Genomic DNA, 12,028 nt, shown 5'->3' with positions numbered 1-12,028 from the left:
TGAGTAAGCAGTGACATATAAAACCGGACCCGGCGAGCATCCGCACCGTTTCTCGTCGCGATCGCGCAATGTATGCCGCATGAATATTTCCAGTATTTTTGGGTCGAGGCCCTCATGCTCGCGGGATGGCGGCTCTCGAACGCCAAGCCCTGCCGGATGGGCCGCATCTCGCTCTGCGATTCACCCCCACCGCATCCCGGCGACGAAATCGATGAAGGCCCTGAGCGGCGCCGGCGTCAGGCGACGGCCGGGATAGTAGAGGAACGGGCCGGAAAACTCCTGCCACCAGGGCTCCAGCACCGGCTCCAGCCGGCCGTCGTCGAAATAGGGGCGTAGCCAGTCCTCGAACAAGGAGACGATGCCGCCGCCGGCGACCGCCACTTCGAGCGCAAGCGCCATGGCCGTGCCGGTGCTGACCAGCAGCGGGCCGGCCGGGTCGACGCTCACCACCTCGCCGTCGCGTTCGAACTCCCAGGGCAGCGTCACGCCGCTGGCGAAGCGGCCGCGCAGGCAGGCGTGAGCGAGAAGGTCGCGCGGATGTTCGGGCCGGCCATGGCGGTCGAGATAGGGCGTTGCCGCGGCCGTCGCGTAACGTTGCCTGCGCGGACCGATCGGCACGGCGATCATGTCCTGCTCCAGCCGCTCTTCATAGCGGATGCCGGCGTCGCAGCCGCTCGCCAGTATGTCTACGAAATTGTCCTCGGCGGTCACTTCCAGGCGGATGTCGGGATAGGCGGCCAGGAAGGGCGGCAACAAGCGCGGCAGCACCAGTTTGGCGGCCACCACGGGCACATTGAGGCGCAGCGTGCCTGCCGGGCGGCCGCGAAAACCGTTGACCACGTCGAGCGCGGCCTCGACCTCGCCCAGCGCGGGGCCGAGCCGCTCGAGCAGGCGCGCGCCTGCCTCGGTGGGCGCCACGCTGCGCGTGGTGCGGTTGAGCAGCCGCACGCCGAGCCCGCTCTCCAGCCGCCGCACCGTCTCCGAGAGGCTGGAGGCGCTGACCTTGCCGAGGCGCGCCGCCTCGCGAAAACCGCCGGCCCGTGCCACCGCCATGAACGCCTGCAGGTCGCCGAGATCCGCCGCCATTGTTCGCCCTTCCGCACAGGCTGTTTCAATTACACGATATTATCGCGCAGCAGCGTCTTGTCTATATTGGCCTCATCAAAAGGAGACGAGACCATGACCGACATCAGCAAGGCCGGGACGTTCAAGCTCGGCGACCGCACTGTGAAGCGCCTGGGCTACGGCGCCATGCAGCTGGCCGGCCCCGGCGTGTTCGGGCCGCCGAAGGACCGCGACGCGGCCCTTGCCGTGCTGCGCGAGGCGATCGCCAGCGGCGTCGACCACATCGACACTTCGGATTTCTACGGGCCGCACGTCACCAACCAGATCATCCGCGAAGCGCTGCACCCCTACCCCGCCGGCCTCACCCTCGTCACCAAGATCGGCGCCCGCCGCGACGACAAGGGCGCATGGCTGCCGGCCATGGCTCCCGATGAACTCAAGCAAGCCGTGCACGATAACATGCGCAATCTCGGCCTCGATGCGCTCGACGTGGTGAACTTCCGCCGCACCGACGGCCTGCATGAACCGTCCGAAGGCTCGATCGCAGGGCAAGTCTCGGTTCTGGCGGAATTGCAACAGCAAGGCCTGATCAGGCATATCGGGCTGAGCAACGTCACGCTGACCCAGGTCGAAGAGGCGCGCCGGATCGCCCCGATCGTGTGCGTGCAGAACCTCTACAACATCGCCCACCGCAACGATGACGCGCTGATCGACACGCTCGGCGCCGCCGGCATCGCCTATGTGCCGTTCTTCCCGCTTGGCGGCTTCACGCCGCTGCAGTCGGACACGCTGGCCAGCGTCGCCCGGAAGCTTGGCGCGACACCGATGCAGGTGGCGCTGGCCTGGCTGCTGCGCCGCGCGCCCAACATCCTGCTCATCCCCGGCACCTCCTCGGTCGGCCATCTCCGCGAGAACCTGGCGGCGGCAGAACTGGAGCTGCCGGCCGACGCGATCGCGGTGCTGAACGGCATTGCCGGCGAGAAGGCAGCCGCCTGAGGCTGTTCGAAATGAGAGCCGTTCAGCGCCGACCGGAATCGCTGAACGGCTCTAGCTCTCTGTTTTTTGCGAAACGCCAAGGGGAAGCTCAACGCGCTTCTCATGCACCGGGTCCGGCACCACATTCTGGCGAGCGGTCCGTCCCGTTGCGGGAGCAGCACCGATGTCAGCTGCACCGCCCCTTGCCTTGATCGTCGAACCGGCAGATGGAGCCGTTGGCCAGCTTGATCGAGTGCGCATCGAGCACTTCGCCGTGGATTGTCGGCTTGCCCTTCAATTCCGCCGGGCATGTCCCCTGCACGACGATTTTCCCGACCGCTTTCCAGGTCTTGCCATTGGGCGTCACGAATTTCTGGCACCCGTCGACGCTCGTCTTGTGAAGCTTGAGAACAGATGCCGCGGCGTCCGCGATGGACACCGGACCGACGGCGGCGAATGCCGCGATGGCTGCGATTGCAAGACCTTTCATGATCTCACCCTTGCGTACGAAGCTGTGTTTCATGTCGATGAACTCCTGGAGCCGTGACTGGCCTCGGCACTGTATGGCGCCAGATTCTGGTCGCCTCCCCCAAATGAGGGACCCGCGCACAACGCGTTTCGCATAGTGTTGCCTGCTGGAACCATGGCGGTTGGGATCCGGGCTAGGCACGGTCCGGATTTGAGCAGGGGCGACGGGTTCTTGCTGGCAAGGAGATCCAACCCGACACTCTCCCCGATGCTCCGGCCTCCTCGCCCAAACGAAGGCACGCCAAGATCAACGGGCGGGAATCTGAAGTCGAAACAAGACTTCGATTTCCAGCCATCGTTTATGATTTGGAGTGGACTTCGACGACAGCGGGCATAATATGCATAGAATCTAATGCTTGGAAGTATTGGGCGGCGAAGCAAGAGCCTGGTCCTGGCGGGACATCAAGGCCGATCGGAGCGTTGGATGCCCCGGTCGGGCACCGGCGCAACAGCTTGAGGTCCACCCGATGCAGGGCCGTGAATCCGGCACCTGCAAGGCATGATTCATTGCCGAAAAGGCGAACGGGGCCGAAAAGCCGAACGGGGCCGAAAAGGGGGGACAGGCATGCCGGTGGAAGGCTTTACGCGAGGTTTCGGGGCCGGTGCGCCGGTGCTGGTCGTCATCCTGCACGGTTGGCGCTCGACGCCGCAGGGGATGGCTGATGTCGTGCAGGCGAGCCGCGAGGCGCTTGGCGAAGCCGGCAACCGCCGCGTCGACACCTATGTTCCCAAGCTCGCCTATCATCGGGCGCTCGGCACCAGACGGGCCGTGGACATCGTCCTCGACATACTGCGCGACATCGACGCGCTGGTCGCGGAAGAACCCGCCTATGAGCGCATCGTCCTGACCGGGCACAGCATGGGCGCGACAATCGCGCGGCGGGTGTTCCTGGTCGCGGCGGGATGCCCGCCAGGTTTCCGCACCGAAGACGAATTCGCCGGCCAGCCGAGGCGGGAATGGTCCGCCAGGGTGGACCGGATCATCCTGATGGCGGCCTTCAATCGCGGCTGGCAGATATCGCAGCGCCTCAGCTGGCGATATTCGATCGGCCTGAACATCTGCGGATTGCTCGGCCATACCGCGCTGAAAGACGCCTGGGTGCCCACCATCTTCGACATCCGCATGGGGGCACCCTTCATGGTGCAGACGCGCCTGCACTGGCTGGCCTACCGGCGCCACTGCCTGGCGTCCGGCGCGGCCTCGCGACCAGAGCCAGTCACGAACCAGCCAGTCACGAACCAGCCCGCCACGGGCCAGCCCGCCACGTCCCCGGCCGAGCCCATGCTGATCCAGATCATCGGCAGCCGGGACGATCTCATTTCGCCCTTCGACCAGGTCGACATAACAGTCGACGGCAACGCGTCGGGCAACCGCACCTATTTCCTGATCCAGTTCGACGACACCGACCACAAGAGCGCGGTCCGCTTCACGGGATCGGGCGACGACGCGGCTGTGGCAAGCGCCCGCCGCGAGCGGTTCGTCACCGCGCTGACAGGGACAACCGGGGACATTGCTGAAGTCGCCTCCAACCCCGATCTTTTGATCGACGAGATCGACAAGCCCGACGTCAGCGTGAAGCATACGGTGTTCGTCATTCACGGCATCCGCGACGATGGTTTCTGGACCCATCGCATCGCGGAAAAAGTACGCGAGGCGGCCAACGCTCCGGTGAGCTTCCGCGCCTGGACGCCAACCTATGGCTACTTCGCCATGCTGCCTTTCGTGCTGCCCTGGGTCCGGCGCCTGAAAGCGGAATGGTTCATGGACCAGTATGTCAGCGCGGTGGCGCAATATCCGAACTCGCAGTTCCACTATGTCGGTCATTCCAACGGCACCTACCTCGCCGCGCGCGGGCTGGCGGACTATCCGGCCTGCGCGTTCGGCAACGTGTTCTTTGCCGGCAGCGTCGTGCGCAGCGACTATGACTGGAAGACGCCCGTCAGGGACGGCCGGGTGGCGCGCTTGCTCAATGTCGTCGCCAGCAAGGACTGGGTCGTCGCCCTGCTGCCAAAGGGCCTTCAATGGATACCCGGCACGGATGTGGGAGGGGCGGGCTTCGATGGTTTCCGCCAGGCCGATGCCGGCCCGGCGGCCGAAACCGATCCCGCGGTCAGGATCGTGCAGCGCGAATATGTCGAAGGCAGTCACAGCGCCGGGATCGCCGAGGCCCAATGGCCAGGCATCGCGAACTTTGTCGTCGACGGCATCATACCGTCCGATCGTTCGGCCGGTTTCATCCGCAAACAGCCTCTGTGGCTGAAGCTTCTGTCCGACAGCCGTGCCGTTCCCGTGCTTCTCGTGGCGGTCTTCGTCGTGTTCCTGCCGGCTCTGATTGTCTGCCCCGCATTCGACGTCCGCGTGGCGGCGATAGGCGCCACGATTGGCCAACAGATATCGGCGTTTCTTTCCCAGCTGAATCCGCTCGCAGGCAGGATGCAGCCGGCAGCCTTGTTCATCTCGGCATTGCTGTCCTGGCTGTCCTTCGGAGATCTGGCGCGGGCGGCAGTGTCGCTGATATCGGCGCTTCTTTCCTGGGTGGTCTCCTTTGGCGGCACCGGGCGCGCGACACTTCTGTTCCTCTACATTCTCCTGGTGAAATTCGTCGTCACCCGCGTCTGACGCGAGGCGCGCATTCCCTGGTCCTATCCGTTCTTCTGAAGGCCGCCGCGAGCCGGCCCATTGACCTGCCGGGTCGATCCATATATAGAACCGACTAGTTCCAGAACTAAATGGTTCCATAATGATCAGCCAAACCTCCCTCGACGACACATTCGCCGCACTCGCCGACCCGACGCGCCGGGCGATCCTGGCCCGCCTGCTCGACGGCGAGGCTTCGGTGGCCGAACTGGCCCAGCCTTTCGCGCTCACCGTGCGCGCCGTCTCCAAGCATGTCGGCGTGCTGGAGCAGGCCGGCCTCGTCACCCGCAGCCGGGCGGCGCAAAAGCATCTGAGCCGCATCGAGCTCAGGCCGTTGCGCGACATCGACCGCTGGCTGGACGACTATCGAAAGCTCTGGGAGGACCGTTTCGACCGCATGGAGGATCTCCTGCGGCGCGGCGCGGACAAAGCCGAATGAGCGCGCCGGCCGCCCAGACCGCCGACCGCGGCTTCGCCATCGAGCGGGTTTTCAACGCGCCGGTGCAGCGCGTCTTCCGACTGTGGACCGATCCGCTCCTGGTGGCGCAATGGTGGGGCATCAGGAACTGCACCATTCCGCGCTGCGAACTCGATGTGCGCGCCGGCGGCCGCTGGCGCATCGACATGCTGACCGCCAGCGGCGCGCTCTACCGCAACCAGGGCAGCTACCTCGAAGTCGCCGAGAACGCCAGGCTGAGCTACCGCGACGAGCCCGACCCCGAAATCCGCGAATGGGCCGGCAAGCCGCCGGGCGAGAGCCGCCACACGGTGACCTTCACCCCGGAAGGCGCGCGCACCCATGTCCATTTCGAGGTGACCTTCGCCAGCGCCGCCGACCGCGAGCGCCTGCTGGCGCTCGGCGTGCGCGACGGCTGGACGCAGAGTTTCGACCGGCTGGCGCAACTGATCGGGAGGAGCGCAAACCATGCCCGCTGAGATGCCGACCACGCGGACGGTTCCGTCGCGCGACGGAACGCCGATTGCCTGCGAGCAGAGCGGCCGGGGCCATCCGCTGATCCTCGTCGACGGCGCGCTCTGTTCGCGCGCCATGGGCCCGAGCGGCCCGCTGGCCAAGGCGCTGGCAGGCGACTTCACCGTCTTTCGCTACGACCGGCGCGGCCGTGGCGGCAGCGGCGATACCCTTCCCTACGCGGTCGAGCGCGAGGTCGACGACATCGAGGCCGTGCTCGGCGCGGCCGGCGGCGAGGCCTGTGTCTGGGGCATGTCGTCCGGCGCCATGCTGGCGCTGATGGCAGCAAGCCGCCTGCCCGGCATCACCGGGCTCGCGCTCTACGAGGCGCCGCTGATCGTGGACGGCAGCCGCGCGACCACGCAGGCCGACTGGGCCGCGATCCGGCAGGCCATCGCGGAAGACCGGCGCGGCGACGCCGTCACCGCCTTCCTCAAATCGGTCGGCATGCCCGGCCTGCTGATCCCGCTGATGCGGCTGACGCCGATCTGGCGGAAACTGAAGGCGGTGGCGCATACGCTGCCCCGTGACGGCGACATCGTCGCCGGCGATCAGCAGGGCAAGCCGCTCGATCCCGCCCGCTGGGCCTCGCTGCGCGTGCCGGTGCTGGTGAGCGATGGCGGCAAGAGCCCGCTCTGGATGCGCAACGGCAACAGGGCGCTGGCCAAAGCGCTGCCCGATGCCCGCTATCTCACCCTGCCCGGCCAGAACCATATGCTGAAACCGGCCGCCCACGCACCGGCGCTCAAGGCGTTCTTCAGCGATCGGGGCAAGACGGCTGGCCCCGGGAGAGAAAAGCATCCGGCTTGCGGAGCCGTCGCGGCACGTGCCATCTGTCGGCCATCGACCGATCCGGAACACCATGGCCGCACGACCACCATCAACCCGCAAGCCCCCCGCCGGCCAGCCTGCCGCCGGCAGGCCGCTCGCCAACAGGACACCGGGCGTCAGCCTGAACCGTGCTTTGTCGAAGCTCGGCCTGTGTTCGCGCACGCAGGCGCAGGCGCTGATCGCGCAGGGCCGCGTGCGCGTTGGCGGCAAGGTGGTGCGCGACGCCGAACTGCGCGTCGACATGAACCGCGACCGCATCGTCGTCGACGGCAACGACGTGGTGGCCGAGCGCAAGGTCTATCTCATGCTCAACAAGCCACGTGGGCTGGTCACCACGCGCGACGACCCGCAGCAGCGCGACACCGTCTATGCCTGCCTCGAAGGGCTCGATTTGCCTTTCGTCTCGCCGGTCGGCCGGTTGGACAAGGCGAGCGAGGGCCTGCTTTTGATGACCAACGACACCCGGTTCGCCAACCGGCTCATGGATCCCGCCTCGCATCTGCCCAAGACCTATCACGTGCAGGTCTCCGCCGTGCCGGACGAGGCGATGCTGGCCACGCTGCGCGCCGGTGTCACCATCGACGGCGAGACCCTGACGGCCACTTCGATCGGGTTGCTGCGCAGCGGCGGCCGCACCGCCTGGCTGGAGATCGTGCTCGACGAGGGCCGCAACCGCCACATCCGCCGCCTGCTCGCCGCCCACGGCATCGAAGTCAGGCGTCTCATCCGCATCGCCATCGGCCGCCTGCCGCTCGGCGACCTCGCCAAGGGCGCGGCGCGGCATCTGACAGCAGCTGAACTGGAATTGCTGGCGGGCTGAGACGCACACCGCGCGCGGCGCAGACGGCCCTTATTCGACGGTGATGTTTACCACGACATTGCGGACGTTGCCGGTGAACGTATGCACGATCAGGCTTACCTGGTCCTGCCCCTTGAAGTCGGGGGCCGATTTGTAGAAAGCCCGGACCCCGTCACTGCTCTGGGAATTGCACTTGTATCGTTCGCTGGTCTTGGGAAAGTTCGGAAAGAACTTGCCGTCGACGATCCGGAGCGTGCCGTGGCTTGGCCCCGATGCCGTCCGCACGACATCCACGCCCGCAACCGTGCAGTCCGGATTGACGTTGGCGTCCTGGAAAATGAAAATCTCCTGCTCGGAAAGTGCCGTCTTCTGATAGGTCATCGGCGGAGCGCTGGCAGCGGCCGCAGCATAGCCAGCAAATCCAAGCATTGCGGCCATCGTCATCACACCAGTCATCCGGCGCCTCATCTTGACTATCCTTCAAACAATCGGGAACTCCCCGCAGTGCTCCGATGAAACTTGAAGAAACAGACTGCGATCATATGAAATCTTCAGCAAGATCACGCAGAATACAGCTATCTATCGACCGCAACTGCTTCTTGTATAATGATTGAAGCAGCCCTTGTACTGGTGCGCGCGATCAAATTTCCGTCAAGGCAGGAAGAGACCATCCAACCCTGGGAACCGCCGTCGCCGTCTGCTTCCCCTCGCCTGCGCTGCCCATGTCGAACCGGCTGATGGTGGCCGTTCGCGATCGCGGCTCCCGCGAGCAAGTCACGTCATCTCCTGACAGAAAGCTGTCAGTGGCACTGGTGTACGGACTGATCGTCAAACGCGTTCGGCGATCAAGGAGCCAAAGATGAATTTCGTTTCTGTCCGCATCATCACTTCGGACGTCCAGCGTCTCGTGCGCTTCTACGGCGAGATCACCGGCATGCCGGTGACGGTCTACACCGAGGACTTCGCCGAGCTCGCGACGCCCTCCTGCACGCTGGCGATCGGCAGCACGCGCACCTTGATGCTGTTCGGCGGCGACATTGCCCGCCCCGCCGACAACCACACGGCCATCATCGAGTTCCGTGTCGGCGACGTCGATGCCGAATTCGCCAGGCTGGCCGACACGATCAAGGCCGCCATGGTGCAGGAGCCGACGACCATGCCCTGGGGCAACCGCTCGCTGCTGTTTCGCGACCCCGACGGCAATCTGGTGAATTTCTTTCAGCCGGTGACGGCGGAAGCGATCCGGAAATTCGACAAGTAAGGCCGGCGCTGGACCGCCCTACTTCAGGTTCCACCTGCGCAGCACCGGCTCGCCGAGGTCATGCTCGTAGCCGAGCACGCTGATGCTGGCCGTGTCGAGCACCAAAAGCGCGCCGCCTTCCGGCGGCAGGCCGAGCCAGCGGGCGGCCAGCACGCGCAGGAAATGCGCGCTGGAAAAGATGAGGATATCGGCATTGGCCTCGCGCAGCCGGCCGATGACCTTGTCGGCGCGGGCGCCGACATCGGCGGCCGTCTCGCCTTGCGGGCAGCCGTCGCGAAAGACGGTCCAGCCGGGCCGCTCGGCCAGGATCTCCTTCGTGGTGCGCCCTTCATAGGCGCCGTAATCCCACTCCTGCAGATCGTCCATCCTGACGCTGCGGTCACCGAAGCCGGCGAGTACGCTGGTGTTGTAGGCGCGCTGCGAGGGGCTCGACCAGACCGCCGAGAACGACAGGCCCTTGAGCCGCTCGGCCAGGCCCCGCGCGGCGGCTTCGCCCACCGCCGTCAGCGGCATGTCGGTGCGGCCGGTGTGCTGGCCCGACAGGCTCCACGCCGTCTCGCCGTGACGAACCAGATGGATCTGCGGAAACGCGCTGCTCAACGGCCTGCCCTCTCACTGGCTGTGTCGGTCCAATCTGTAGCCGCCGGCGCGGCGCCGCGAAAGGGTCCGTCGCGACGCGGTCGAAAAAGCCGCGCGACGCCGGCCTCAGAGGCCGTTTCGAAATTCGCTCTGGCGAGTCATATGATGGTGGTTTCGAGAACCGGCGCGCAGCGGACGTTCTGGTCCGTGAGCACCGGAAGCGCAGAAAACGCCTTCAGATGGCTGCCAGAGTAGAGTTTCCAAACGGTCTCTCAGGCGGTCAGGTGGTCGTGCAGGATGGATGCACCAAGGCCGATCAGCGCCAGACCGCCGGCGATCTCCGCATAGCGCCCGAAACGGGCGCCGAGAAAGCGCCCGGCAAGGATACCGCCGGTGGACATCAGCGTCGTCGCGGCGCCGATGGCGAGCGCGATCACCACGATGTTGACCTGCAGGAAAGCCAGCGAAACGCCGACGGCCATGGCGTCGATGCTGGTGCCGACGGCGGTCGCCAGCAGCGTCGCCAGCGAGCGGTTGGCGGCGACGGGCGCCTCGGCGTCGCGCTGGAAGGCGTGCAGCGCCATGCGGCCGCCGACGCCGCCAAGCAGGACGAAGGCGATCCAGTGGTCGATCTCCTGGACATACTGGCTGGCGACGACGCCCATCAGCCAGCCGAGCAGCGGCGTCAGCGTCTCGACGGCGCCGAACACGGCGCCTGTCTTCAGCGCATCGGCCCAGGACGGCCGGGCAGCGCCCGCGCCCCGCCCGATTGAGGCAATCAGCGCATCGACGGACATGCCGACGGCCAGGATGGCGATCGCAAGGGGTGACATGGCTATGATCTCGCGGGACATGATCCGGGTGAGCGCGATCGGCCTGTCCGAGGGCCGGTCCTCACCACGGTCTTGCCGGGCCGGATTTTCCGGCCGGCCGCACCACGCGATGTCCGCGAGCATGTTGATGCGGCCCCATCAAGCCGATGGTGGCTACTCCCCGATGGCCCTCATCTAGCGACGCCTCTCTGCGGTGTCAACGCGCCGTGACAAAAAATATCATTGAATTCAATGGCATAGCCTAGGCTATACTTGCCAGACAGCTGTCACAAGCCAAGCCGGCGCTGATCGTGCCGGCAAGCCGGCGGCTGGCCTTCATCCGCACGGCCTTGGCACAATGACTGGCGGTTCGGCATAACTATCTCTAGCGCATCGACACCATCAGGACGCGTCCGCCCGCGGACCGCTCCGCATCAAGGGCAACACATCATGTACAAGCATCTGCTCATCGCCACGGACGGATCGGAACTGGCCGAAAAGGGCGTTGCCCATGGCCTCACGCTGGCCAAGGACATCGGCGCCGCCGTCACCTTCGTCACCGTTTCCGAACAGTTCCCGACGCTGGCCTGGGGCGGCGCCATGGCCGGCTACGCCGCCGGCGACGAACTCGCCATCTATCAGGAGGAAGCCCGCAAATACGCCAAGGAGGTTCTGGACAAGTGCAAGGCCTCGGCCGATGCCGCGGGCGTAACCGCCCAGCTTGTCCATGTCGAGGACAAGCGGCCCGCCGAGGCGATCCTGGACCTGTCGCAGGCCCGGGGCTGCGACCTGATCGTCATGGCCTCGCATGGCCGCCGGGGCCTCGGCCGCCTGCTGCTCGGCAGCCAGACGGCGGAAGTCTTGTCCTACACCGCGATCCCGGTGCTGGTGGTGCGCTGAGGCGAAACCTGAAAGCTGGAACCGCCTTTCGGAATCATGCTCAAACAACACTCAGGGTCCGCGCGTCCGACAAGCGACGGTTCGGACGCGCCCCCTGAGGAACATTGGAAATGACGCATGAGGATCGCACCAGGATAATCCCCGGGAGAACGCCGGAATCGGCGGCGATGCTGGCGAACGTCAAGCGGGCGATGGCGATCACCGCCCGTCTCAATCGTCTGACGTTCAACGATGCGGACGAAGTCCGCGCCTTGTTCGGCGAACTCATCGGCAAGACGGTGGACGGCGGCTTCCTGCTGATACCGCCCTTCTACACGACCGGCGGCCCGGACATGCGTATCGGGCGCAATGTCTTCATCAATCAGAACTGCACGTTCTACGATCTTGGCGGGCTCGATATATCAGACAATGTGCTGATCGGGCCGAATGTCAGCCTCATCACGTCAGGCCATCCCCTCGAACCGTCGCGGCGACGCGCCTTCACCACGGCAAAGCCGATCGTCATCGAACGCAACGTCTGGATCGCCGCCGGCGCTACCGTCATCGGCGGCGTGACGGTGGGCGAAAATTCAGTTGTCGCGGCGGGCTCGGTGGTGACCAGGGATGTGCCTGCCAATACGCTTGTCGGCGGCAATCCGGCGAGGGTCATCAGGTCGATTGCCGAGTGAGG

13 protein-coding genes, 1 pseudogene and 1 riboswitch are annotated in these 12,028 nt (G+C 65.8%); of the genes and pseudogenes, 9 read left to right on the top strand and 5 right to left on the bottom strand.

Annotation, left to right across the window (positions count from 1 at the left end):
• Positions 1-180 precede the first annotated feature (180 nt).
• On the bottom strand, positions 181-1,086 hold the full coding sequence (locus FFS37_RS30010; protein ID WP_137934579.1) for a LysR family transcriptional regulator: 906 nt from the start codon (positions 1,084-1,086) through the stop codon (positions 181-183).
• Positions 1,087-1,179: 93 nt separating this feature from the next.
• Here FFS37_RS30010 and FFS37_RS30005 point away from each other — a divergent pair, with 93 nt between their 5' ends.
• Positions 1,180-2,061, top strand: a complete 882-nt coding sequence (locus tag FFS37_RS30005; protein ID WP_137934578.1) for an aldo/keto reductase family oxidoreductase — start codon at positions 1,180-1,182, stop codon at positions 2,059-2,061.
• Between the two features lie 166 nt (positions 2,062-2,227).
• On the opposite strand, the gene FFS37_RS30000 is transcribed toward FFS37_RS30005, so the two are convergent.
• On the bottom strand, positions 2,228-2,563 hold the full coding sequence (locus FFS37_RS30000) for a hypothetical protein (protein ID WP_137934577.1): 336 nt from the start codon (positions 2,561-2,563) through the stop codon (positions 2,228-2,230).
• A gap of 570 nt (positions 2,564-3,133) precedes the next feature.
• Between FFS37_RS30000 and FFS37_RS29995 the strand changes: the two genes are divergently transcribed.
• From FFS37_RS29995 to FFS37_RS29975, 5 genes and pseudogenes are all read left to right on the top strand, one after another.
• Entirely contained in the window at positions 3,134-5,188 is a 2,055-nt protein-coding gene (locus FFS37_RS29995) for an alpha/beta hydrolase (protein WP_171026478.1), read from the top strand.
• Between the two features lie 121 nt (positions 5,189-5,309).
• Positions 5,310-5,645: an ArsR/SmtB family transcription factor gene (locus tag FFS37_RS29990; RefSeq protein ID WP_137934575.1), complete on the top strand. Its 336-nt coding sequence runs from the start codon at positions 5,310-5,312 to the stop codon at positions 5,643-5,645.
• Positions 5,642-6,142: an SRPBCC family protein gene (locus FFS37_RS29985; protein WP_137934574.1), complete on the top strand. Its 501-nt coding sequence runs from the start codon at positions 5,642-5,644 to the stop codon at positions 6,140-6,142. The genes FFS37_RS29990 and FFS37_RS29985 overlap by 4 nt, the downstream gene beginning before the upstream one ends.
• Positions 6,132-6,836: pseudogene (locus FFS37_RS29980) on the top strand (alpha/beta fold hydrolase); the annotation flags it as partial. The gene FFS37_RS29985 and the pseudogene FFS37_RS29980, both read left to right, overlap by 11 nt.
• Positions 6,837-7,038: 202 nt before the next feature.
• Positions 7,039-7,827: a pseudouridine synthase gene (locus FFS37_RS29975; RefSeq protein ID WP_137934573.1), complete on the top strand. Its 789-nt coding sequence runs from the start codon at positions 7,039-7,041 to the stop codon at positions 7,825-7,827.
• 30 nt (positions 7,828-7,857) lie between these two features.
• Here the strand turns inward: FFS37_RS29975 and FFS37_RS29970 are convergent, their stop codons facing one another.
• Positions 7,858-8,253, bottom strand: coding sequence for a hypothetical protein (locus FFS37_RS29970; RefSeq protein ID WP_408631457.1), 396 nt, complete (start codon positions 8,251-8,253; stop codon positions 7,858-7,860).
• 412 nt (positions 8,254-8,665) lie between these two features.
• Here FFS37_RS29970 and FFS37_RS29965 point away from each other — a divergent pair, with 412 nt between their 5' ends.
• Positions 8,666-9,067: a VOC family protein gene (locus FFS37_RS29965; RefSeq protein WP_137934571.1), complete on the top strand. Its 402-nt coding sequence runs from the start codon at positions 8,666-8,668 to the stop codon at positions 9,065-9,067.
• An 18-nt stretch (positions 9,068-9,085) separates the two neighbouring features.
• On the opposite strand, the gene FFS37_RS29960 is transcribed toward FFS37_RS29965, so the two are convergent.
• The gene (locus tag FFS37_RS29960) at positions 9,086-9,667 is read right to left on the bottom strand and encodes a histidine phosphatase family protein (RefSeq protein WP_137934570.1); all 582 of its coding nucleotides are present in this window, start codon (positions 9,665-9,667) and stop codon (positions 9,086-9,088) included.
• Positions 9,668-9,918: 251 nt separating this feature from the next.
• Positions 9,919-10,479 (bottom strand): manganese efflux pump MntP, encoded by a 561-nt coding sequence (locus tag FFS37_RS29955; RefSeq protein WP_137934606.1) that lies wholly within the window; start codon positions 10,477-10,479, stop codon positions 9,919-9,921.
• A gap of 77 nt (positions 10,480-10,556) precedes the next feature.
• A riboswitch (yybP-ykoY riboswitch) is annotated at positions 10,557-10,653 on the bottom strand.
• Between the two features lie 255 nt (positions 10,654-10,908).
• Between FFS37_RS29955 and FFS37_RS29950 the strand changes: the two genes are divergently transcribed.
• Both FFS37_RS29950 and FFS37_RS29945 read left to right on the top strand, forming a co-directional pair.
• A complete protein-coding gene (locus tag FFS37_RS29950; RefSeq protein ID WP_137934569.1) occupies positions 10,909-11,358 on the top strand; it encodes a universal stress protein in 450 nt (149 codons plus the stop codon).
• Positions 11,359-11,468: 110 nt separating this feature from the next.
• On the top strand, positions 11,469-12,026 hold the full coding sequence (locus FFS37_RS29945; RefSeq protein WP_137934568.1) for a sugar O-acetyltransferase: 558 nt from the start codon (positions 11,469-11,471) through the stop codon (positions 12,024-12,026).
• The last annotated feature ends 2 nt before the right edge of the window (positions 12,027-12,028 follow it).

Origin of the sequence: Mesorhizobium comanense (assembly GCF_005503535.1) — a bacterium.
In the GTDB taxonomy this organism is placed as follows: domain Bacteria; phylum Pseudomonadota; class Alphaproteobacteria; order Rhizobiales; family Rhizobiaceae; genus Mesorhizobium; species Mesorhizobium comanense.
The sequence above is the reverse complement of the archived record's forward strand: the minus strand, read 5'-3'. Positions and strand labels throughout refer to the sequence as shown.

What these genes read in the sequence shown, in the direction of transcription:
- FFS37_RS30010 (WP_137934579.1), bottom strand. Translation starts at nt 1,086, where the DNA reads ATGGCGGCGGATCTCGGCGACCTGCAGGCGTTCATGGCGGTGGCACGG.
- FFS37_RS30005 (WP_137934578.1), top strand. Translation starts at nt 1,180, where the DNA reads ATGACCGACATCAGCAAGGCCGGGACGTTCAAGCTCGGCGACCGCACT.
- FFS37_RS30000 (WP_137934577.1), bottom strand. Translation starts at nt 2,563, where the DNA reads ATGAAACACAGCTTCGTACGCAAGGGTGAGATCATGAAAGGTCTTGCA.
- FFS37_RS29995 (WP_171026478.1), top strand. Translation starts at nt 3,134, where the DNA reads ATGCCGGTGGAAGGCTTTACGCGAGGTTTCGGGGCCGGTGCGCCGGTG.
- FFS37_RS29990 (WP_137934575.1), top strand. Translation starts at nt 5,310, where the DNA reads ATGATCAGCCAAACCTCCCTCGACGACACATTCGCCGCACTCGCCGAC.
- FFS37_RS29985 (WP_137934574.1), top strand. Translation starts at nt 5,642, where the DNA reads ATGAGCGCGCCGGCCGCCCAGACCGCCGACCGCGGCTTCGCCATCGAG.
- FFS37_RS29975 (WP_137934573.1), top strand. Translation starts at nt 7,039, where the DNA reads ATGGCCGCACGACCACCATCAACCCGCAAGCCCCCCGCCGGCCAGCCT.
- FFS37_RS29965 (WP_137934571.1), top strand. Translation starts at nt 8,666, where the DNA reads ATGAATTTCGTTTCTGTCCGCATCATCACTTCGGACGTCCAGCGTCTC.
- FFS37_RS29955 (WP_137934606.1), bottom strand. Translation starts at nt 10,479, where the DNA reads ATGTCACCCCTTGCGATCGCCATCCTGGCCGTCGGCATGTCCGTCGAT.
- FFS37_RS29950 (WP_137934569.1), top strand. Translation starts at nt 10,909, where the DNA reads ATGTACAAGCATCTGCTCATCGCCACGGACGGATCGGAACTGGCCGAA.
- FFS37_RS29945 (WP_137934568.1), top strand. Translation starts at nt 11,469, where the DNA reads ATGACGCATGAGGATCGCACCAGGATAATCCCCGGGAGAACGCCGGAA.